The sequence below is a fragment of the Luteimonas sp. YGD11-2 genome (genome assembly GCF_004118975.1).
Taxonomy (GTDB): domain Bacteria; phylum Pseudomonadota; class Gammaproteobacteria; order Xanthomonadales; family Xanthomonadaceae; genus Luteimonas; species Luteimonas muca.
In genome coordinates this window covers 2,199,970-2,219,560 of record NZ_CP035376.1, presented here as the reverse complement: position 1 = coordinate 2,219,560, position 19,591 = coordinate 2,199,970, and the positions used below count along the sequence as shown (strand labels likewise).

At 69.7% G+C, this 19,591-nt stretch carries 21 protein-coding genes; 13 read left to right on the top strand and 8 right to left on the bottom strand.

Annotated features, from left to right (window positions below):
* Nucleotides 1-69 precede the first annotated feature (69 nt).
* Nucleotides 70-927, bottom strand: coding sequence for a folate-binding protein YgfZ (locus ERL55_RS10055; RefSeq protein WP_129136305.1), 858 nt, complete (start codon nucleotides 925-927; stop codon nucleotides 70-72).
* 25 nt (nucleotides 928-952) lie between these two features.
* Between ERL55_RS10055 and ERL55_RS10050 the strand changes: the two genes are divergently transcribed.
* From ERL55_RS10050 to lolD, 11 genes are all read left to right on the top strand, one after another.
* The gene (locus ERL55_RS10050) at nucleotides 953-1,123 is read left to right on the top strand and encodes a DUF1674 domain-containing protein (RefSeq protein ID WP_241685747.1); all 171 of its coding nucleotides are present in this window, start codon (nucleotides 953-955) and stop codon (nucleotides 1,121-1,123) included.
* 43 nt (nucleotides 1,124-1,166) lie between these two features.
* Nucleotides 1,167-1,562, top strand: a complete 396-nt coding sequence (gene sdhC / locus ERL55_RS10045; protein ID WP_129136304.1) for a succinate dehydrogenase, cytochrome b556 subunit — start codon at nucleotides 1,167-1,169, stop codon at nucleotides 1,560-1,562.
* Entirely contained in the window at nucleotides 1,559-1,978 is a 420-nt protein-coding gene (gene sdhD, locus ERL55_RS10040; protein ID WP_129136303.1) for a succinate dehydrogenase, hydrophobic membrane anchor protein, read from the top strand. The genes sdhC and sdhD overlap by 4 nt, the downstream gene beginning before the upstream one ends.
* 153 nt (nucleotides 1,979-2,131) lie before the next feature.
* A complete protein-coding gene (gene sdhA, locus ERL55_RS10035) occupies nucleotides 2,132-3,922 on the top strand; it encodes a succinate dehydrogenase flavoprotein subunit (protein ID WP_129136302.1) in 1,791 nt (596 codons plus the stop codon).
* A gap of 30 nt (nucleotides 3,923-3,952) precedes the next feature.
* Complete coding sequence (locus ERL55_RS10030) at nucleotides 3,953-4,180, top strand: hypothetical protein (protein ID WP_129136301.1); 228 nt, start codon at nucleotides 3,953-3,955, stop codon at nucleotides 4,178-4,180.
* A 2-nt stretch (nucleotides 4,181-4,182) separates the two neighbouring features.
* Nucleotides 4,183-4,971, top strand: coding sequence for a succinate dehydrogenase iron-sulfur subunit (locus ERL55_RS10025; RefSeq protein ID WP_129136300.1), 789 nt, complete (start codon nucleotides 4,183-4,185; stop codon nucleotides 4,969-4,971).
* Between the two features lie 46 nt (nucleotides 4,972-5,017).
* The gene (locus ERL55_RS10020) at nucleotides 5,018-5,443 is read left to right on the top strand and encodes an MAPEG family protein (RefSeq protein ID WP_129136299.1); all 426 of its coding nucleotides are present in this window, start codon (nucleotides 5,018-5,020) and stop codon (nucleotides 5,441-5,443) included.
* Entirely contained in the window at nucleotides 5,440-5,700 is a 261-nt protein-coding gene (locus ERL55_RS10015) for a succinate dehydrogenase assembly factor 2 (protein ID WP_129136298.1), read from the top strand. The genes ERL55_RS10020 and ERL55_RS10015 overlap by 4 nt, the downstream gene beginning before the upstream one ends.
* On the top strand, nucleotides 5,663-6,115 hold the full coding sequence (locus ERL55_RS10010; protein ID WP_129136297.1) for a hypothetical protein: 453 nt from the start codon (nucleotides 5,663-5,665) through the stop codon (nucleotides 6,113-6,115). Before ERL55_RS10015 ends, ERL55_RS10010 begins: the two co-directional genes overlap by 38 nt.
* A gap of 45 nt (nucleotides 6,116-6,160) precedes the next feature.
* The gene (locus ERL55_RS10005; RefSeq protein ID WP_129136296.1) at nucleotides 6,161-7,402 is read left to right on the top strand and encodes a lipoprotein-releasing ABC transporter permease subunit; all 1,242 of its coding nucleotides are present in this window, start codon (nucleotides 6,161-6,163) and stop codon (nucleotides 7,400-7,402) included.
* A gap of 64 nt (nucleotides 7,403-7,466) precedes the next feature.
* Entirely contained in the window at nucleotides 7,467-8,189 is a 723-nt protein-coding gene (gene lolD / locus ERL55_RS10000; RefSeq protein WP_129137306.1) for a lipoprotein-releasing ABC transporter ATP-binding protein LolD, read from the top strand.
* 287 nt (nucleotides 8,190-8,476) lie between these two features.
* Here lolD and ERL55_RS09995 read toward each other — a convergent pair whose 3' ends face one another.
* The 7 genes from ERL55_RS09995 to rlmJ all read right to left on the bottom strand — a co-directional run bounded on the left by ERL55_RS09995 (nucleotide 8,477) and on the right by rlmJ (nucleotide 17,338).
* Nucleotides 8,477-10,192, bottom strand: coding sequence for a catalase (locus tag ERL55_RS09995; RefSeq protein ID WP_129136295.1), 1,716 nt, complete (start codon nucleotides 10,190-10,192; stop codon nucleotides 8,477-8,479).
* Nucleotides 10,193-10,232: 40 nt separating this feature from the next.
* Complete coding sequence (locus tag ERL55_RS09990) at nucleotides 10,233-10,787, bottom strand: ankyrin repeat domain-containing protein (protein WP_129136294.1); 555 nt, start codon at nucleotides 10,785-10,787, stop codon at nucleotides 10,233-10,235.
* A 78-nt stretch (nucleotides 10,788-10,865) separates the two neighbouring features.
* A complete protein-coding gene (locus tag ERL55_RS09985; protein WP_129136293.1) occupies nucleotides 10,866-11,321 on the bottom strand; it encodes a VOC family protein in 456 nt (151 codons plus the stop codon).
* Between the two features lie 38 nt (nucleotides 11,322-11,359).
* On the bottom strand, nucleotides 11,360-12,202 hold the full coding sequence (locus tag ERL55_RS09980; protein ID WP_129136292.1) for a helix-turn-helix domain-containing protein: 843 nt from the start codon (nucleotides 12,200-12,202) through the stop codon (nucleotides 11,360-11,362).
* Between the two features lie 80 nt (nucleotides 12,203-12,282).
* The gene (mfd, locus tag ERL55_RS09975; RefSeq protein ID WP_129136291.1) at nucleotides 12,283-15,789 is read right to left on the bottom strand and encodes a transcription-repair coupling factor; all 3,507 of its coding nucleotides are present in this window, start codon (nucleotides 15,787-15,789) and stop codon (nucleotides 12,283-12,285) included.
* A gap of 49 nt (nucleotides 15,790-15,838) precedes the next feature.
* Entirely contained in the window at nucleotides 15,839-16,372 is a 534-nt protein-coding gene (locus ERL55_RS09970) for a GNAT family N-acetyltransferase (protein WP_129136290.1), read from the bottom strand.
* A gap of 99 nt (nucleotides 16,373-16,471) precedes the next feature.
* Entirely contained in the window at nucleotides 16,472-17,338 is an 867-nt protein-coding gene (gene rlmJ / locus ERL55_RS09965) for a 23S rRNA (adenine(2030)-N(6))-methyltransferase RlmJ (protein ID WP_129136289.1), read from the bottom strand.
* A gap of 31 nt (nucleotides 17,339-17,369) precedes the next feature.
* Between rlmJ and creB the strand changes: the two genes are divergently transcribed.
* Both creB and creC read left to right on the top strand, forming a co-directional pair.
* Nucleotides 17,370-18,074 (top strand): two-component system response regulator CreB, encoded by a 705-nt coding sequence (gene creB / locus ERL55_RS09960; RefSeq protein WP_206733306.1) that lies wholly within the window; start codon nucleotides 17,370-17,372, stop codon nucleotides 18,072-18,074.
* Nucleotides 18,075-18,076: 2 nt separating this feature from the next.
* Nucleotides 18,077-19,507, top strand: a complete 1,431-nt coding sequence (gene creC, locus ERL55_RS09955; RefSeq protein ID WP_129136287.1) for a two-component system sensor histidine kinase CreC — start codon at nucleotides 18,077-18,079, stop codon at nucleotides 19,505-19,507.
* Nucleotides 19,508-19,591 lie beyond the last annotated feature (84 nt).

Genomic DNA, 19,591 nt, shown 5'->3' with positions numbered 1-19,591 from the left:
CGGTCCGGGCGCCACAACGATGACCGTGCGCGAATATGGGCCGCGCGCCGCCCTGGATCAAGCGCGCAATCAGCGCGCCAGGCCGTCCAGCAACGGCAGGGCTCGGGCGGCGGTGCCACCCACCTGCAGGTCGACCGGCGCGGGATCCAGAGGCAGTACCGCAAGCGCCTCGTCACCCTGACTGCAGACGATGCGGCCGCTGCCGCTCGCTGCGGTCACCTCGTCGCCGGCCGACACCGTCGCCGATCCGGTGTGCAGCCTCGCGAGGCCCCGCTTCACCTGGCCGAGGAAATGCGTGCGCGCGACGATTTCCTGCCCCGGGTAGCAACCCTTCTTCACGCTGAAGGCGCGCAGGCGGTCAAGCGACAGCTGCTGCGGCGTCCATTGCTCCAGCTGCGACGGCTCCAGCCGCGGCAGGCCATGCGCGAGATCCAGTGCACGCCAGCGGCCGTGGGCGACCGGGTCGATGGTCGCCGGGCCGGCGCCGATGCGCAGGGTGCGGGGCTCGTCCACGCCGCCGAGATCGAGCTCGGTCGCGCCATCATCGTTGACCGAAGCCTGCGCGCCACGGGCGCTGCCCGGCGCGGCGAATGCCCCCGCAACCGCCACGTCGGCCTCGGGCGCCAGCGTGACCTTGCTGCGGAACACGAAGCGCTGCAGGCGCTCCACGAACCCCGCCGGGTCGGCGTCGAGCAGCAGCAGGCGCAGGGTCTCGCCATCCACGCGCAGCACCGCGAACAGCGCCACCACGCGGCCCTTCGGCGTCAGCCAGCCGTTCCACTGCCACTGGCCGTCGGCCAGGGCAGCAACATCGTTCATGAACTGCGCCTGCGCGAACGCGATCGCGTCGCGCCCCTGCATGCGGATCACGTGGATGTCGGGGATGGCGAAAAAATCGCCGGGAAGGGCGTCCGACTTGTCGTGCATGGGCGTGGGAACTAGAATCCGTGCGGTGAAGAACCCGGCCATGATAGGCGAAAGCGTCCCGACTCCGGATCCGGATCAGGCGGCCACGCCCGCCACGGATCCGACGCCCAGGCCGGTGGAAATCGGCGGACGCGACGGCCCCGAACCCACCCGATACGGCGACTGGGAAAAGAACGGCCGCTGTATCGACTTCTGATTCCAGCCACGCGGCACCGCCGCCAGCGAGGAGATTGCCAGCGATGGCGAATCGCGAACGCCCTTTGTCACCCTTCATGCTCGGACAGACGTACAGGTTCCAGCTGACGTCGCTGTTGTCCATCCTGTTCCGCATCGCCGGCATCGGCATCACCGTGGGCGCCTTCGTGTTCGCGTGGTGGCTGCTGGCCGTGGCGCAGGGCGGTGACGCCTACGAGCGCGCCGCCGCGTGCCTGGCCTCGCCGGTCGGCATGGTCGCGCTGTTCCTGTTCTCGCTGGGCATGGTCTACCACCTGCTCGCCGGCATTCGCCACCTGCTGTGGGATGCGGGCTGGGGCTTCGAGCTTCCCGAGGTGTACCGGTCCGGCTATGCCGTGGTCGGCCTGACGCTGGTGTTGACGTCGGCGATCTGGTTCGTCGCGCTGCGGGGTGGTGCATGAGCGACGTCAAGGCGAACGCGAACGGCGCACCGGTGCGCCGCGACCTCCGCACCCCGCTGGCGCGCGCGCGCGGCCTGGGTTCGGGCAAGTCGGGCACCTCGCACTTCTGGTGGATCCGGGTGACTGCGGTGGTGCTGGCGCTGCTGGTGCCGTGGCTGGTGGGCCTCTTGGTGTCGATGATCGGCGCCGACCTCGACAGCGTGCGCGAGACCATCGCGCGGCCGTGGAACGCGATCCTGCTGACCCTGTTCGCGGTGTCGATGTTCTGGCACACGCGGATGGGCCTGCAGACCATCATCGAGGACTACATCCACGCCCGTTCGCTCGAGATCGCCCTGCAGTTCCTGGCGATCGTCGCCTGCACGCTCGGCGCGCTGGCCTCGCTGTACGCGATCGCCCGCATCGCGCTCCTGTAATTCCGCAGTGTCCGAGACCCCGGAGTGATCCGGGCGAGGGTGCCGCCGAAGCGGCTCCCGCCGGCACTTTCGCCCCTCTTCCGCGTGCGGAAGGGGGGATGGGGTCAGGGCCCAGGCCTCCCGCCGCCTCCCCCGCGCAACCAGAGACCCACGATGACCTCGACCTACAAGATCACCGAACACAAGTACGACATGGTCGTCGTCGGCGCCGGCGGCGCCGGCCTGCGCGCCACCTTCGGCCTTGCCGCCAAGGGCCTGCAGACCGCCTGTCTGACCAAGGTGTTCCCCACGCGCTCGCACACCGTGGCGGCGCAGGGCGGTATCTCCGCCGCGCTGGGCAACATGGGCGAGGACGACTGGCGCTTCCACTTCTACGACACCATCAAGGGCTCGGACTGGCTGGGCGACCAGGACGCCATCCAGTACATGTGCCGCGAGGCGATCCCCGCGATCATCGAGCTCGAGCACCAGGGCGTGCCGTTCTCGCGCACCGAGGAAGGCAAGATCTACCAGCGCCCGTTCGGTGGCATGACCACGCACTACGGCAAGGGCATCGCCCAGCGCACCTGCGCCGCGGCCGACCGCACCGGCCACGCGATGCTGCACACGCTGTACCAGCAGTCGCTCAAGCATGACGCGCGCTTCTTCATCGAGTACTTCGCGCTCGACCTGATCATGGACGAGGACGGCGCCTGCCGCGGCGTGCTCGCGCTCGACATGGCCGAGGGCACGCTGCACCTGTTCCGCTCCCATGGCGTGGTGCTGGCCACCGGCGGCTATGGCCGCGCGTACTTCTCCGCGACCTCCGCCCACACCTGCACCGGCGACGGCGGCGGCATGGCGCTGCGCGCCGGGCTCGGCCTGCAGGACATGGAGTTCGTGCAGTTCCACCCCACCGGCATCTACGGCGCCGGCTGCCTGATCACCGAGGGCGTGCGCGGCGAGGGCGGCATCCTGCGCAACGCCCAGGGCGAGCGCTTCATGGAGCGCTACGCGCCCAACGCCAAGGACCTCGCCTCGCGCGACGTGGTGAGCCGCTCGATGACCATCGAGATCCGCGAAGGCCGCGGCGTCGGTACCGACAAGGACCACATCCACCTCGACCTCACCCACCTCGATCCCAACGACATCCACGAGAAGCTGCCCGGCATCGCCGAGAGCGCGCGGATCTTCGCCGGCGTCGACGTGACCAAGCAGCCGATCCCGGTCATCCCCACCGTCCACTACAACATGGGCGGCATCCCCACCAATTACCGCGGCGAAGTCGTCCAGCTCAGGGACGGCAACCCGGATGCGGTGGTGCCGGGCCTGTACGCGATCGGCGAGGCCGCCTGCGTCTCGGTGCATGGCGCCAACCGCCTGGGCTCGAACTCGCTGCTCGACCTGGTGGTGTTCGGCCGCGCGGTGGCCAACCGCTGCGCCGAGACCATCAAGAGCGGCGCCCCGCACAAGCGCCTTGCCGAGGATGCCTGCGACCGGTCTCTGGCCAACCTCGACGCGCTGCGCCACGCCACCGGCAGCACCTCGACCGCCGAGATCCGCGACCGGATGCAGCGCACGATGCAGATCGACGCCGCGGTGTTCCGCACCGGCGAGACGCTGGCCGACGGCGTGCAGAAGATCCGCGAGATCCACGCGTCGTTCGCCGACGTCAAGGTCAGCGACCGTTCGCTGGTGTGGAACTCCGACCTGATCGAGACCTTCGAGCTGCAGAACCTGCTCGGCCAGGCGCTGGCGACGATCGTGTCGGCGGAGAACCGCAAGGAATCGCGCGGCGCCCATGCCCGCGAGGACTTCCCCGACCGCAACGACACCGAGTGGCAGAAGCACACCCTGTGCTGGGTGGACGAGGCCGGCAACACCCGCATCGACTACCGCCCGGTGCACATGTACACGCTCGACGACGAGGTCCAGGTCGTCCCCCCCGTCGCCCGCGTCTACTGACCGGGTGACCGAACGAGGAGCGAGTCCGGTATGGTCTTCAGCCATCAGTTCATGATGCTCTGGGCGCTCGGCGTCATCGCCGCGGCGCTGGTCCTGCGCATGCTCTACGTGCGCAATGCGCATCTCGCGCAGGTCATGTTCTGGGTGCTGCTGACGATCTTCGCGACCCCGCTGGGCGCGCTGGTCGTCTATCTGCTGCTCCGTACCGTCCGTGTCCCACAGCTGGCGCCGAAATCGCCTGCCAATACCGAGATTTGACCGTGGCCGCATTCTCCCTTCCGCAGAACTCGAAGATCCAGGCGGGTCGCCACTTCCCGGCGGCCGGCGCCACGCGCGTGCGGACCTTCAAGGTCTACCGCTGGAACCCGGACGACGGGCGCAACCCGAGCGTCGACACCTACGAGGTCGATCTCGACAGGTGCGGCCCGATGGTTCTCGACGCGCTGATCAAGATCAAGAACGAAGTCGACCCGACGCTCACCTTCCGCCGTTCGTGCCGCGAGGGCATCTGCGGCTCCTGCGCGATGAACATCGACGGTACCAACACGCTGGCCTGCACCAAGGCCATCGAGGACTGCGGCAAGGGCAACGGCGACGTGCCGATCTACCCGCTGCCGCACATGCCGGTGGTCAAGGACCTGGTGCCCGACCTCACGCATTTCTACGCCCAGTACGCCTCGATCAAGCCGTGGCTGCGCACGCAGAGCGCGCCGCCGCCGGACCGCGAGCGCCTGCAGTCGAAGGAGGACCGCGCCAAGCTCGACGGCCTCTACGAGTGCATCCTGTGCGCCTGCTGCAGCACCGCGTGCCCCAGCTACTGGTGGAACGGCGACCGCTACCTCGGCCCGGCGATCCTGCTGCAGGCCTACCGCTGGATCATCGACAGCCGCGACGAGGACACCGGCGCGCGCCTGGACGACCTGGAAGATCCGTTCAAGCTCTACCGCTGCCACACCATCATGAACTGCACGCGGACCTGCCCGAAGGGCCTGAACCCCGCCAAGGCCATCGGCCAGATCAAGCAGATGATGCTGGCGCGCCACGGTTGATCATCCCGCGCCGGCACCCGCCGGCGCGATTCGTTCGGGGGCAGTGATGGTGACCAGCAATCCGATCCTGTGGCCCGGCCTGGCGCTGGTCGCACTGACCTTCGTGGTGGCCGGCGTGATGTACCGCCGGCGCATCGGCGAGATGGTGCGCGAGCGCATCCACCCGCAGTCGGTGGCGCTTTCCGGGCAACTGGCGCAGCGGCTCAGCGACAGCCGCGCGTCGGACAACTACCGCAACCTGTTCGAACTGCCGGTGCTGTTCTACTTCGGCGTTGCGGTGGCGCTGGCGGTCGGCGTGCGCGACCCGTGGGTGGTCGCCCTTGCATGGGGTTTCGTGGCCCTGCGCATCGCCCACAGCGCCATCCAGTGCGGCTACAACAAGGTGATGCACCGCTTCCGCGTGTTCCTGCTCGGGGTTGCGGTGCTGCTGCTGTTCTGGATCCGTCTCGGCTGGCTGCTGGCGCAGGCATGAGCACGCACGACGACGCCGAACTCAAGCGCCTGCGCTGGCGCTGCCGCCGCGGCATGCGCGAACTCGACGTGCTGTTCAACGCGTATCTCGACCGTGCATGGCCAACCGCGTCCGACGCGGAACGCGGGGTATTCCTACAGCTGATGGATTGCGAGGACGATAGGCTCTGGCGCTGGTTCATGGGCTACGAGGACGTCCCCGATGCCAGCCTCAGAGGTCTTGTCGAACGCATGCGTTCGCTCCAGGAACAGCGCTGACGGCGGCACCGTCGCCTGGAATCCTTCGCGCTGGCTGCTGGCCGCGCTGCTGTTGATGACCGCGTTGGCGCCGGTGGCGATCCTCGCCTCCGAGATGCCGCGCATTGCCGCATGGCCGCTCACGCTGCTGGCCTGCGCCTACGGCATTTCCGTCGTACGCCGCGAGGCACGCCGGGCGCCACGCACGCTGCATTTCCCCGGCAATGGCCGCGTCGAGGTGGACGGGCAGGGCGTGGACGGCTTCGAACTCGCGTGGCGCGGGCCACTGGCGTTCGCGCGCTGGCGCGATGCGCACGGGCGCGCGCAGCGCATCGCCTGGTGGCCCGATACCCTGCTGCCGGCCGCACGCCGTGAACTCCGACTGGCCGCGCCCACCACGCACACTGCGCGCAGGGCACCGTCGATGGCACCATAAGGCTCTTGTGCCGGTGCAGACCGCCGGCGTCCCTCGCGAGCCCCGATGTTCAGACCCCTGTCCGCCTCCATTGGCCTGCGCTACCTGCGCGCCAAGCGACGCAACGGCTTCATCTCCTTTATCTCGCTCGCCTCCATCCTCGGCATCGCCATCGGCGTCGCCGCGCTGATCACCACGCTGGCGGTGATGACCGGTTTCCAGCGCGAGATCCGCGACCGTCTGCTGCAGATGTCCGCGCATGCCACGGTGAGTGCCGACAGCGGCGCGATGGAGAACTGGCGCTACGCGGTCGACATCGCCGGGCGCGATGCACGCGTGGCCGGCGCCGCGCCGTATGTGCAGAGCGAGGCGCTGATCGCCGGGCCCAACCGTCAGCCCGCGCTGCTGCAGGGCGTGCTGCCGGAACAGGAGAAGAACGTCTCGGTGATCGCCGAGCGGATGGTGGAAGGCGCGTTCGACTCGCTGGAAGCCGGCAGCTTCAACATCATCCTCGGCCGCGAGCTCGCGCTGTGGCTGGGCGTGCGCGTCGGCGACCGCGTGGTGGTCACCACCGATTTCCAGACCACGCCGATGGGCGCGGTGCCGCAGCTCAAGCGCTACACCGTCAGCGGCCTGTTCGAGGCCGGCCACCAGCAGTTCGACCGCAACCTCGCGCTGGTCAACATGGCCGACCTGCAGCGCGTGCAGCGCCTCGGCGAGGGCGTGACCGGCGTGCGCCTGCGCCTGCACGACATGAACCAGGCCTGGGATGTCGCACGCGATCTCGCCATCGCGCTGCAGGGCCCGTACCGGGTGAGCGACTGGAGCCGGGAGAACGCCAACATGTTCCGCGCGCTCAGGCTGGAAAAGACCATGATCGCGATCCTGCTGTCGCTGATCATCGCGATGGGCGCGTTCAACCTGGTGTCGTCGCAGGTGATGCTGGTCACCGACAAGCAGGCCGACATCGCCATCATGCGCACGCTGGGCATGCCGCCCGGCGGCATCCTGCGGGTGTTCATCGTGCAGGGCACGCTGATCGGCGTCATCGGCACCGTGCTCGGCGTGGTCGGCGGCGTGCTGCTCACGCTCAACCTCGAACACATCCTGCGTGCGATCGAAGCCGCGTTCGACGTGGTGCTGATCCCGCCCGACGTCTACTACATCACCGGCCTGCCCACCGAACTGCGCGCCGACGACGTCACCATCATCGCGCTGGTGGCGCTGGCGATGGCCTTCCTTGCCACGATCTACCCGGCATGGCGTGCATCGCGCACCGCCCCGGCGGAGGCGCTGCGTTATGAGTGAGCATCACGACCCCGTGCCGACCACGCTGCTGCCGCGCGAAGGCGAGCCGACCGCCACGCCGGGCATGCCGGTCATCCGCGCCGAAGCGCTCGGCAAGACCTACCGCGAAGGCAAGCTCAACACCCCGGTGTTCGACGGCCTCGACCTCGACGTGTACCCCGGCGAGACGGTGGCGATCATCGGTGCCTCCGGTGCCGGCAAGAGCACGCTGCTGCACCTGCTGGGCGGGCTGGACGTACCCACCGCCGGCGAGGTGTATGTCGACGGCCACCGCATGAGCAGGCTGTCCGATCGCGCGCGCGGCGCGCTGCGCAACCGCGCGCTCGGCTTCGTCTACCAGTTCCACCACCTGCTGCCCGAGTTCACCGCGCTGGAGAACGTGATGCTGCCGGCGCTGCTCACCGGGCAGGCGGTGGATGGCGAGAAGCGCGGCAAGCCGCCGGCGATCGCCGAGGTGGAGCCCAAGGCACGCGAACTGCTGGAGTCGGTCGGTCTCGGCCATCGCCTGCAGCACAAGCCCGGCGAACTCTCCGGCGGCGAACGCCAGCGTGCCGCCGTGGCGCGTGCACTGGTCAACCGCCCCGCCTGCGTGCTCGGCGACGAGCCCACCGGCAATCTCGACGACCGCACCGCGGCCACCGTGTTCGACCTGATGCTCGACCTCAACCGCGCGCAGCGCACCAGCCTGGTGCTGGTCACCCACGACCGCAGCCTCGCCCGCCGCCTGGACCGCGTGCTGGAACTGCACGAAGGCAAGCTGCGCGAAGTGGCGCCGTCGACGGTGTAACAAGGCTCGCCGCGCTTGATGTTGACTTCCCTCTCCCGTCTGCGCGAGGGGCTGGGGTGAACCAGGAGCGGCGGTTCGCCGCCTCCACTCATGAACGTCACCGGCAGCAGGACTGCCTGCTGGCTCGAGTCACACATCGACGGCCTCGGCACCGCGTCCGCGGAGCCTGCAGGTCATGCCGATCGAACCCGGCGAAGGATGGCTGCCGCCCGGGCGTCGGCCACAAAGAAGCGGCGCCGTTGCCGGCGCCGCCTGTTCAACTCACCCGGTAGCGGGCGTCGGCTACATCACGCTTCCGCCGTCGCTTCCAGCTCCGCCTTCGGGCCCGGGAGGCGGCCTTCGAGGACTTCCTCGGCGGTGGCGCGGTGGTTGGTGACCGAGCTGGTCCACTGGCCCCAGACTTCCGGGTCGATGGGGTCGTTGTTGTTGCCGAGGTTCTTCAGGCGCTGCTGGTCCTCGTCGGTCAGCACCTGGCCCTTCAACGGCTCGAGGTGGCGGACGTCGTCCACGCGCATGCCCAGCTTCTCGGCCACCCCCTGGCCGTACTGGTCGTGCACCAGGAAGAAGTGCCACAGCATGCGCTCCTGCACGTCGCGCTCGCAGGCCGACAGCAGGGTGCCCATGTTGTCGATCAGGTCCTGGCGCTCCCAGTCCTGCATGGTGTTGAAGCGGGCGCGCGCCTGCACGTAGTCGTTGCGGCGCTCGATCACGCTGCGGGTCAGCGCGCCGCGGATCTCCGGCGCGTTGTTCGGGCCCATGTCCGGCGCTTCCTGCAGGCCGTTGTGGATGGACGGCTCGAAGTTGATGTGCGGGTTCTGTCCCGGGGCGAGGTCCACGCCGTAGGACATCTGGCCGCCCCTGAGGTTGGTCTGCACCCGCTGCACGCCCTTGGGCTGGTTCACCGGCAGCTGCAGGTAGTTCGATCCAACCCGGTAGCGTTGGGTGTCGGAGTACGAGAACGTGCGGCCCACCAGCATCTTGTCGTCGGAGAAGTCCAGGCCGTCGACCAGCACGCCGGTGCCCATCGCGATCTGCTCGTTCTCGTTGTGGTGGTCCTCGACGTTGCGGTTGAGCGTCATCACGCCCACGTGGCGCAGCGGGAAGTCCTTCTCCGGCCAGATCTTGGTGTCGTCCAGCGGGTCCCAGTCGAGCTCGGGATGGTCATGGTCCTCCATGATCTGCACGTACATGTCCCACTGCGGGAATTCGCCGCGCTCGATGGATTCGAACAGGTCCTTCGAGGCCGAGCCGAGGTCCTGGCCCTGTACCTTGGCGGCTTCCGCCGCGGTCAGGCTGGCCACGCCGCAGCGGGGGTGGAAGTGGTACTTCACCAGCACGGTCTGGCCTTCGGCGTTGACCATCTTGTAGGTGTTCACGCCGAAGCCTTCCATGTGCCGGTAGCTGGCCGGAATGCCGCGTGGGCTGAAGAGATGCGTGAGCATGTGCATCGACTCCGGCGTCTGGCTCATGAAGTCGAAGATGCGGTTCGGTTCCTGGCGGAAGGTCACCGGGTCGGGTTTCAGCGAGTGGATCACGTCGGGGAACTTGATCGCGTCGCGGATGAAGAAGATCGCGAGGTTGTTGCCGACGAGATCCCAGTTGCCGTCCTCGGTATAGAACTTCACCGCGAAGCCGCGTGGATCGCGCGCGGTTTCCGAGGAATCGCGCCCGCCGATGACCGTCGAGAAGCGGATCGCCAGCGGCGTCTTCTTGCCGGCCTGCGAGAAGATCTTCGCGCGGGTGTACTTCGCGGCAGGCTCATCGCCGATGTTGCCGGTGGCCTCGAACTCGCCGTAGCAGACGAAGCCGCGCGCGTGCACCACGCGCTCGGGGATGCGCTCGCGGTCGAAGTGGCTGATCTTCTCCAGGAACTGGTAGTTCTCGAGCGTCGCCGGGCCGCGGCTGCCCACGGTGCGCTGCGACTGGTTGTTGCAGATGGGATGGCCCTGGCGGTTGGTCAGGCTGCGGTCGCCGGAATTCCCTTGGTTGTTGTCGTCTTTCATAGATGCATCCTCGCTGGATGGCTGGGATCGATAGGATCGGTCATTCGACGCCCGGTTTGGGCGTTCGGGGGATTGAACTTTCCGATGGATGTGATAGGCGCTGTACCGCACGCTCCGCGCCCATGCCGCGGGCGAGATCAAGCGCGGTGGCGCCATCGGCACCGGCGTGCTCCGGGTTGGCGCCATGCGCAAGCAGCAGTTCGATGATTTCCACGCGGTCGAACATCGCTGCAAGCATCAGCGCGGTGCGGCCGCCGTCAGGTTGGTCGTCGACCGGCGCGCCGCCTTCGATCAGTGCGCGCACCACGTCGATGTCGCCCTTGAACGCGGCAGTGCCGAGCGGGGTCTGGGCGCGGTCGTTGGCGAGCGACGCATCGGCGCCGTGCTGCAGCAGCACGCGCACCGCATCGGCGTGGCCGTGGTAGGCGGCCAGCATCAACAGGCTGTCGCCCTTGCCGTCGCGCAGGTTGGGCACCAGGCCCATGCCGAGCAGGCGGGCGAGGGTGGCGGCATCGCCGGCGCGCACCAGCGCGAACAGCTCCTGCACGCGGGCGTGGGTGTCGGCGTCGAGTTCGGGACGGTCGGGTGCGGTCATCGCCTGGTCCTTGTGGCAGGAGGCGATGGTGGCCCGACCGGGGTATGGGGGGCGTGACGCGGCAGTGAAGCGCACGCCTCAGCCGGCCTGCGGCCCCTCGGCAAACAACGCGTCGTAGCGGCGCTGCATCTCCTCGGGGCTGACGTCCTCGATGCTGTGGCCGATCAGCCAGCGGTGACCGAACGGGTCGATCACGCTGCCGCCGCGCTCGCCATAGAAGGCATCGCTGGCCGCGCGCTCCAGGGTGGCACCGGCCTTGACCGCGCGGGCGATGGCGGCGTCGGCATCGTCCACATGCAGGTGCAGGGTGACCGCGGTCGGGGCGCCGGGTTGCGGTGCGTGGATGCCGTACTCGGGAAAGGCATCGCACAGCATCAGGGTGTGGCCGTCGAGATCGATCTCGGCATGGCCGATGCGGCCACCGGGTTCGGTGAGGCGGAACGTCTCGGTGGCACCGAAGGCGCGGGCGTAGAAGCCGATCGCGGCATCGGTATCGGCAACGCAGAGGTAGGCGTAGAGCTCGTGGATCGTCATGGCGCGGCTCCGTGTGGGTGGTGCGGAAATGCTGCGGCTCAGCGGCGGCCGGGGTCTTGTATGGAATCGACGTCGCCGCCTTTCGCACGCGGCCAGGCATCCACCGGCACATGGTGGGCCGCGACCGGCGCGATGCGGCGGTAGTCCTGCGGGCGCACGCCCGTCAGTGCCACGAAGTCGCGCACCAGGTGCGGCTGGTCGCTGTACCCGGCGTCGTGTGCGGCCATGGCCCACGGCAGTGCCGGGTCGCGGCGGTGGGCGGCCAGCACATGCTGGAAACGCAGCACGCGCCGGAAGCGTTGCGGGGTGAGCCCCACCGCGCCGGCGAACAGCGCGCCGAAGTGGCGATGGCTGTAGCCGCTGCGTTGCACGGCGGCTGCCACCGCGTGGCCGTGGCCGAACAGCGCCAGCGCTTCCGCAACCGCCGGATGCAGGCCGCGCGCACGCGGCAGCCGGGTGGCGAGGAAGGCTTCCAGCAGGTCGATGCGTCGGACGGGCAGTGCCTCCTGCAGCAGGCGTTCGCGCAGGGTGGCCACGCCATCGCCGAGCAGCGCGGCAAGTGCGACATGCCGGTGCGCCAGCACATCGGCAGGCACTCCGAACAATGCCTGCGACGCGCCCGGGCGCAACTGCGCGCCGACGCTGGCCGAGGGCGCCGTCATGTCCTTAACGTAGTAACGGTCGCGCGCGCCGCCGACCACGGTGTCTTCGAAACTGGTGGACGTGCCGGTGCCGGCATCGAACACCCGCAACGGCGCATCGCCCAGGCGGATCGCCAGGTGCATCTGTCCGGTCGGCAGTACGTGCTCGCAGGCCGCGCTCACCCGCGCGTCTCCCGACGACGCCCACAGGGTGGCGACGAAGGGACGCAGGGCGGGCATCGGCAGGCGCTGCACGGGGCGGCCTCGAGCGGGCGACGGGGCCGACTATAGCCCCGCCGCCTGCGCGCGCACCCGTGGTCCTAGCCCTGCGCCAGCTGCGCCATCAGGCCGCGCGCGGCGTTGAGGCGGTCGGCGGCCTCGGGCAGTGGCAGCTTGATGCGCAGCCTGTCGGGGCCGTCCATCGCGTACAGCTTGGGCTGCTTCTGGATCAGCTGGATCAGCGCCATCGGGTCGATGCGCGGGGTGGCCTCGAACACGATGCGGCCGCCGTTCTCGCCGAGGTCGATCTTGCGGATGCCCATGGCGGTGGCCTGCAGCTTCATCTCCGCCACCGCGAACAGCTGCTTGGCGGCATCGGGCAGCAGGCCGAAGCGGTCGATCATCTCCACCTGCAGCTCGCGCAGGCCGTCCGCATTGCCGGCGGCGCTGATGCGCTTGTACAGCGTCAGGCGGGTGTGCACGTCGGGCAGGTAGTCGTCCGGGATCAGTGCGGGGGCATGCAGTTCCACCTCGGCACCGCGCGATTCCGGTTCGTCGGCATCGGGCAGCTTGCCCTGGCGGATCGAACGCACCGCGCGTTCCAGCAGCTCGGTGTACAGGCTGAAGCCGACCTCGGCCATCTGCCCGCTCTGCTCCTCGCCCAGCAGTTCGCCGGCGCCGCGGATCTCGAGGTCGTGGGTGGCCAGGGTGAAGCCGGCACCGAGCTCGTCCATCGAGGCGATGGCATCAAGGCGCTTCTGCGCATCGGCGGTGATCGAGCGCTTGTCCGGCACCACCAGGTAGGCGTAGGCGCGATGGTGCGAACGCCCGACGCGCCCACGCAGCTGGTGCAGCTGGGCGAGGCCGAAGCGGTCGGCGCGGTTGATGACGATGGTGTTGGCGTTGGGGATGTCGATGCCGGATTCGATGATCGTGGTCGACAGCAGCACGTTGAAGCGCTGCTTCTGGAAATCGACCATCACCTTTTCCAGCTCGCGCTCGGGCATCTGCCCGTGGGCGATGCCGATGCGCGCTTCCGGCACCAGTTCCTGCAGCTCGCGCTGCATGCGGCCGATCGACTCGACGTCGTTGTGCAGGAAGTACAGCTGGCCGCCGCGCGCGAGCTCGCGCTGGAAGGCTTCGCGCAGCAGCGAGTCGTCCCATTCGCTGACAAAGGTCTGCACGGCGAGCCGGTGTGCCGGCGGGGTGGCGATGATCGACAGGTCGCGGATGCCTGCCATCGCCATGTTGAGCGTGCGCGGGATCGGCGTGGCGGTGAGCGTCAACAGGTGCACGTTGGCGCGCAGTGCCTTCAGCGCTTCCTTCTGGCGCACGCCGAAACGCTGTTCCTCGTCGACGATGACCAGGCCCAGGTCCTTGAACTTCACGTCGGGCTGCAGCAGGCGGTGGGTGCCGACGATCACGTCGATCTCGCCACGGGCGACCTTCTCCAGTTCCGCCTTGATCTCCTTCGTCGATTTGAAGCGCGACAGCACCTCGACCCGGATCGGCCAGTCGGCAAAGCGGTCACTGAAATTACGGAAATGCTGTTCGGCCAGCAGCGTGGTCGGCACCAGCAGCGCCACCTGCTTGCCGGCCGCCGCGGCAACGAACGCCGCGCGCACGGCGACCTCGGTCTTGCCGAAGCCCACATCGCCGCAGACCACCCGGTCCATCGGCTGGCTGGAAGAGAGATCGCGGATGACCGCCTCGATCGCCGAATGCTGGTCCGGGGTTTCCTCGAACGGGAACGCCGCGGCGAACGGCTCGTACATCGCGCGGTCGATGTCGATCGCAAGACCGGCGCGTGCGGCGCGCTTGGCCTGGATCTCCAGCAGCTCGGCGGCGACGTCGCGCACCTTCTCGGCGGCGCGCTTCTTGGCCCTGGTCCACGCTTCGCCGCCCAGCGAATGCAGCGGCGCGGTTTCCGGCGAGGCGCCGGAATAGCGGTTGATCAGGTGCAGCTGCGCGACCGGCACGTACAGGCGGTCGCCCTTGGCGTATTCGATCTCGAGGTATTCGGCCGGCTGGCCGCCGGCTTCCAGCACCACCAGCCCGCGGTAGCGGCCGACGCCGTGGTCCTCGTGGACGATCGGCGCGCCTTCGGTGAGCTCGCCGAGGTCGCGGATGATCGCTTCCGGCTCGCGCCCGGCACGGCGCGCGCGGCGCGGCTGGGTGGCGCGCTCGGGAAACAGCTGGCGCTCGGTGAGGATGGTGACCTGCGGGGCGTCCAGCGCAAAGCCGTTGTCGAGCGGGGCGACGGCCACGGCGAAGCGGGCATCGTTTTCCGCGGCGATGAAGCCGGCGAAATCCGCCACCACCTGCGGCTTGAGGCCGGTGGGCGCGAGCAGGTCGATCAGCGCCTCGCGGCGGCCGGCGCTGTCGGCGGCCAGCAGCACGCGGCCGGGGTAGCTGCCGAGGAAGGACTTCAGCGCCGCGGCGGAATCGACCTCGCGCGTGGACACCGGCAGGTCCGGCGCCGGCTGGTCGCCCAGCGCGACGGCCTGGGTGACCTGGGCGTGGCTGTCGTCGGCGACGTCCACGCGCTCGCCGCGGTTGAGGCATTCGCGCAGGGTGTCGGGCGGTAGCCACAGTTCGGCCGGCGGCAGCAGCGGGCGCTCGATGTCGTGGCGACGCTGCTCGTAGCGGTCGCCGATCTGCGCCCAGGCATGGTCGGCCGCGGCCAGGGCGCCCGGCGCCAGCACCGGCAGCGCGCCGTCGGGCAGGTAGTCGAACAGCGTGGCGGTGGCGTCGCCGGCATCGCGCTCGCCGAAGCGCCCGCGCGGGGGTTCGAAGAACAGCGGGAGGTAGTACTCGACGCCCGACGGCGACAGCCCGGACTTCAGGTCCTGGTAGAGCGAGCTGCGGCGCTGGTCGATGTCGAAGCGTTCGCCGAGCGCTTCCATCGCGCGTTCGCGCGCGGCCTCGTCCAGCGGCACTTCGCGGCCGGGCAGCATGCGGATCGCCTCGACCTTGTCGAGCGAGCGCTGCGATTCCGGGTCGAAGCTGCGGATCGATTCGATGTCCTGGTCGAACAGTTCGACCCGGAACGGTGCATCGGCGCCCATCGGGTAGACGTCGAGCAGGCCGCCGCGGACGGCGAAATCGCCGGGGTCCAGCACCTGTGGCACGTTGCGGTAGCCGGCGGCTTCCAGGCGGCGCTTTTCAGCGTCGAGGTCGAAGCGCTGGCCGACCTGCAGGTCGAAGGTCTGGCCGGCGATCCACGCCAGCGGCGGCAGCCGCTGCATCAGCGTCTGCACCGGCACCACCACCAGCCCGCGGGTGAGTTGCGGCAACCGGTTCAGCGTGGACAACCGCTGCGAGACGATGTCCGGGTGCGGGCTGAAGTGGTCGTAGGGCAGGGTTTCCCAGTCCGGGAACACCAGCATCGGCACGTCGCCGTGGCCGCCCGACAGCGTCTGCAGGTCGGACTCCAGCTGGTGCGCGTGGTGGTTGTCGCGGGCGACGACCAGCAGCAGGCGGCCATGCACGGCGGCTGCGCGCAGCAGCGACCAGGCCAGTGCCGAGGTGGAGGCGGGCGCACGCCAGAACGCGCGCTGCTGGCCGCGGCGGGGCAGCGGCGGAACGGAAGAGTCGGGTGTTTTCATCGAACCGCGCATTGTACGGGCCGCGGTTGCAGGCGATGAGAACGCGGCCTCAGAGCTCGAGGATGACCCGGATCGTGCCGGGGTTGTCCGACGGTTCCTGGCGGAAGCCCAGCGACTGGGCGAGTGCCAGCATCGGCTGGTTGTCTTCCTGCACCTCGCCGATCAGGCGCTGCAGCTTCTTGCCCTTGGCCCAGCGCACCAGCCGGCGCATCAGCTGGCGGCCCGCACCCAGGCCGGCGATGTAGCTGCTGATCAGGATCATGAACTGGCCGTCGCGGGTGCCGGGCACCATCGCCACCCGCGCCACGCCGCCGACCACCGCATCGCCGGGCGGCAGCGGCTCGGCGGCGACCAGGGCGAATTCGGTCCTCGGGTCCGGCCGGGTCAGGCGGTTGGCCATCTCGGCGCTGAGTTCGGGGAGCGGCGCAACCAGGCGCTGGCGGATTTCCTCCGGGCCCAGCAACGCAAAGCCCGCACGCAGCGGTTCGGCATCGTCGGGGCGTACCGGACGGATGAGGATTTCGCGGCCATTGGCCAGACGGATCTGGTCATGCCACGGCGGGAGTCGGTTGCGGGCGGCCATGACGGCGGATGCTGCCACGCGGCGGGTGAAGTTCCTTTGCAGAAGCTGAATGGGCGAACGGGCGTGAACGTGACGCGAACTCGCCGTGACGGGCCCGATTCAGTCTGCAGTGCGCAGCCATTCCAGCCGGGTGGGGTCCGCCATCGGCACTTCGGGGAGCAACCCGCCCAGCGCCTTCAGGGCGGCGCCGAGCCTGCGGTCGAGCCCCCATGGCGGATTGACCAGCAGCATGCCGCTGCCATTCATCCGCAAGGGCGAGTCGTCCGGGCGTACCAGCAGCTCGCAGGCCAGCACGCCGCCCGTGGCTTCCAGGGCCGCCGCGCTGCGGAAGATGCGCTGCAGCACCCGGCGCTGCTTGATCGGATACCACAGCGCGTAGCTCGCCTGCGGCCAGCGCTGCAGGCCCTCGCGAATGGCGCCGAGTGCGGGTGCGAATTCCTCCAGCTGCAGCTCGTAGGGCGGATCGACCAGCACCAGGCCGCGGGCGATGCGGGTGGCGCCATCGCGCGGCGGCAGCAGGGCGCGCACCGCGCCATAGCCGTCGCGCGCGTGCACGGCCACGCGCGCGTCGCCGGCGAAGTTGGCCTTCAGCGCGGCGGCTTCCTCCGGCTGCAGTTCGCAGCAGGCGATGCGGTCCTGTTCGCGCAGTGCATGGGCGAGCAGCCACGGCGAGCCGGGGTAGGCGTCGGCACCGGCCTGCGCGCGGCAGGCATCGACCGCATCGAGATAGCGGCGCAGCAGCGGTTCGGCGACGGCCGCCGCGCGCAACCGGCCGATGCCGCTGTCGGCCTCGCCGGTTTGCCGCGCGGCGTAGTCGCCAAGCCCGTACAGGCCGCGGCCGGCGTGGGTATCGAGGGCGAAGCAGGCGGCGGGCTTGGCGGTGAGTGCATCGCACAGGGCCAGCAGCACGACGTGTTTGAGCACGTCGGCATGGTTGCCGGCGTGGAAGGCATGGCGGTAATTCATCCGCGCAGTGTATGCCGCGCCGCCACGCTCTATGCTGCGCGGCATGCCGGAACCCGCGCGCATCCTCGTCGTCGAGGACGAACAGGCCATCGCCGATACCCTGCTGTACGCGCTCGGCAGCGAGGGCTACGCGGTGCGCCACTGCCTGCTCGGCCGCGATGCGCTCGCGGCCCTGCGCGACCCCGGCGCGGAGCTGGTGGTGCTGGATGTCGGGCTGCCGGATCTCAACGGCTTCGAGGTGTGCCGGCAGCTGCGCGGCTTCAGCCAGGTGCCGGTGATCTTCCTCACCGCGCGCAATGACGAGGTCGACCGCGTGCTGGGCCTGGAACTGGGGGCCGACGACTACATGGCCAAGCCGTTCTCGCCGCGCGAACTGGTGGCACGCGTGCGTGCGCGGTTGCGCCGGAGTGTGCCGGCGGTTGCCGCGGGCGATGACGGCTGGCGCACCCACGGTGCGTTCGCCATCGACCACGACGGCCGCCGCATCCGCTATCGCGACGCGCTGCTGGAGCTCACCCGCTACGAGTACGCGCTGCTGGCCGCGTTGCTGCAGCGCCCCGGCGCCATCCTCAGCCGCGCGCAGCTGATGGACCGCGGCTGGGACGATGGCGCCGACAGCGGCGACCGCACCGTCGATACCCACGTCAAGACGCTGCGCGCCAAGCTGCGCGCGGCCGGTGCCACCCGCGATCCGATCCGCACCCATCGCGGCATCGGCTACGCCCTGGACGCCTGAGCATGCGCATCGGGTTGCGGCTGTTCCTGGCGTTCTTCCTGATCGTCGGGGTCGCGGCGTTCTTCGTGATGCGGGTGTTCGTCGACGAGGTGAAGCCCGGCGTGCGCCAGGCGCTGGAGGCCACGCTGGTCGACTCGGCCAACACGCTGGCCGAACTCGCCGCCGATGACCTCAAGGCCGGGCGCATTGCCGATGGCCGCTTCGCGCAGCGGGTGGCGCAGGCGCATGCGCGCGACCCCGGGGCACGGGTGTGGGAGTTCGCGAAGACCAGCGTCGACCAGGAGATCGTGATCACCGATGCGCAGGGGGTGGTGGTGTACGCCTCCACCGGGCGCGACATCGGCCGCGACAACTCGCGCTGGAACGATGTCTACCGCACCCTGCGCGGCGAATACGGCGCGCGCTCGACGCCGCGCGTGCCCGGCGCCGACGATGACAGCGTGATGCACGTGGCCGCACCGGTACGCGATCCCGACGATCCCTCGCGGCTGCTCGGCGTGCTGACGCTGTCGCAGCCCAACCGGAGCGTGGAGCCTTTCATCGTCGCCAGCCAGCGCAGCATCCTCGCGCGCGGTGCGTGGCTGATCGGCATCGCGGCGCTGATCGGCATCGCCATGACCTGGTGGCTGGTGCGTGGCATCGGCGGCCTCAACCGTTATGCGCAGGCCGTGGCGCGTGGCGAGCCGGTGCCGCCGCCGCGACCGCGCCGCGACGAGATCGGCGACCTCGGCCAGGCGCTGGAGGCGATGCGGCGCAGGCTCGAGGGGAAGGCCTATGTCGAGCAGTACGTGCAGTCGCTGACGCACGAGATGAAGAGCCCGCTGGCGGCCATCGGCGCCTCCGCGGAACTGCTGCAGGAGCCGCTGCCGGATGAGGAGCGCGCGCGCTTCGCCGGCAATATCCTCGCCCAGCAGCGGCGGCTCACCGAGACCATCGACAAGCTGCTGGTGCTGGCCGAGGTCGAGCAGCACGGCTGGCTGCAGAAGCGCGAACCGATCGACGTTGCCGCACTGCTGCAGCAGGCGGCCGAGGCGGTGGTCGCGGATGGCCGCGACGTGCGCGTGCGCTGCGATGCTGCCGCCGGTGTGCAGGTCAGTGGCGATCCCTTCCTGCTGCGGCAGGCGCTGCGCAACCTGGTGGACAACGCGCTGGCGTTCTCCCCTGCCGGTGGCGAGGTGCGGGTGGACGCGGTGGTGGATGCCGGCCGTGTGCGCATCCGCGTCGCAGACCGCGGGCCCGGCGTGCCGGACTACGCACGCGAACGGGTGTTCGAGCGCTTCTATTCGCTGCCGCGCCCGGATGGCACGCCACGCAGTTCCGGCCTGGGCCTGCCGTTCGTGCGCGAGGTCGCGCGCCTGCATGGCGGCGACGTGCGTCTGGAGAATCGCGACGGCGGCGGCGCCATCGCCATGCTGTCGCTGCCGCTGGCCTGACCACTTCACATTCGCTTCAAACCCGCTTCGAATCCTGCCCATGCACGCCGCGCACCCTGCGGGCCGGTTCCTGGTGAGGGTGCG

Excerpts from the sequence above, each read along its gene's own strand:
- ERL55_RS09995 (WP_129136295.1), bottom strand. The coding sequence starts at position 10,192 with ATGAAAGACGACAACAACCAAGGGAATTCCGGCGACCGCAGCCTGACC.
- ERL55_RS09985 (WP_129136293.1), bottom strand. The coding sequence starts at position 11,321 with ATGACGATCCACGAGCTCTACGCCTACCTCTGCGTTGCCGATACCGAT.
- mfd (WP_129136291.1), bottom strand. The coding sequence starts at position 15,789 with ATGAAAACACCCGACTCTTCCGTTCCGCCGCTGCCCCGCCGCGGCCAG.
- ERL55_RS10020 (WP_129136299.1), top strand. The coding sequence starts at position 5,018 with ATGGTGACCAGCAATCCGATCCTGTGGCCCGGCCTGGCGCTGGTCGCA.
- ERL55_RS10030 (WP_129136301.1), top strand. The coding sequence starts at position 3,953 with ATGGTCTTCAGCCATCAGTTCATGATGCTCTGGGCGCTCGGCGTCATC.
- lolD (WP_129137306.1), top strand. The coding sequence starts at position 7,467 with ATGCCGGTCATCCGCGCCGAAGCGCTCGGCAAGACCTACCGCGAAGGC.
- creC (WP_129136287.1), top strand. The coding sequence starts at position 18,077 with ATGCGCATCGGGTTGCGGCTGTTCCTGGCGTTCTTCCTGATCGTCGGG.
- ERL55_RS10055 (WP_129136305.1), bottom strand. The coding sequence starts at position 927 with ATGCACGACAAGTCGGACGCCCTTCCCGGCGATTTTTTCGCCATCCCC.
- rlmJ (WP_129136289.1), bottom strand. The coding sequence starts at position 17,338 with ATGAATTACCGCCATGCCTTCCACGCCGGCAACCATGCCGACGTGCTC.
- ERL55_RS09970 (WP_129136290.1), bottom strand. The coding sequence starts at position 16,372 with ATGGCCGCCCGCAACCGACTCCCGCCGTGGCATGACCAGATCCGTCTG.
- ERL55_RS09990 (WP_129136294.1), bottom strand. The coding sequence starts at position 10,787 with ATGACCGCACCCGACCGTCCCGAACTCGACGCCGACACCCACGCCCGC.
- sdhA (WP_129136302.1), top strand. The coding sequence starts at position 2,132 with ATGACCTCGACCTACAAGATCACCGAACACAAGTACGACATGGTCGTC.
- ERL55_RS09980 (WP_129136292.1), bottom strand. The coding sequence starts at position 12,202 with ATGCCCGCCCTGCGTCCCTTCGTCGCCACCCTGTGGGCGTCGTCGGGA.
- ERL55_RS10015 (WP_129136298.1), top strand. The coding sequence starts at position 5,440 with ATGAGCACGCACGACGACGCCGAACTCAAGCGCCTGCGCTGGCGCTGC.
- sdhC (WP_129136304.1), top strand. The coding sequence starts at position 1,167 with ATGGCGAATCGCGAACGCCCTTTGTCACCCTTCATGCTCGGACAGACG.
- ERL55_RS10005 (WP_129136296.1), top strand. The coding sequence starts at position 6,161 with ATGTTCAGACCCCTGTCCGCCTCCATTGGCCTGCGCTACCTGCGCGCC.
- creB (WP_206733306.1), top strand. The coding sequence starts at position 17,370 with ATGCTGCGCGGCATGCCGGAACCCGCGCGCATCCTCGTCGTCGAGGAC.
- sdhD (WP_129136303.1), top strand. The coding sequence starts at position 1,559 with ATGAGCGACGTCAAGGCGAACGCGAACGGCGCACCGGTGCGCCGCGAC.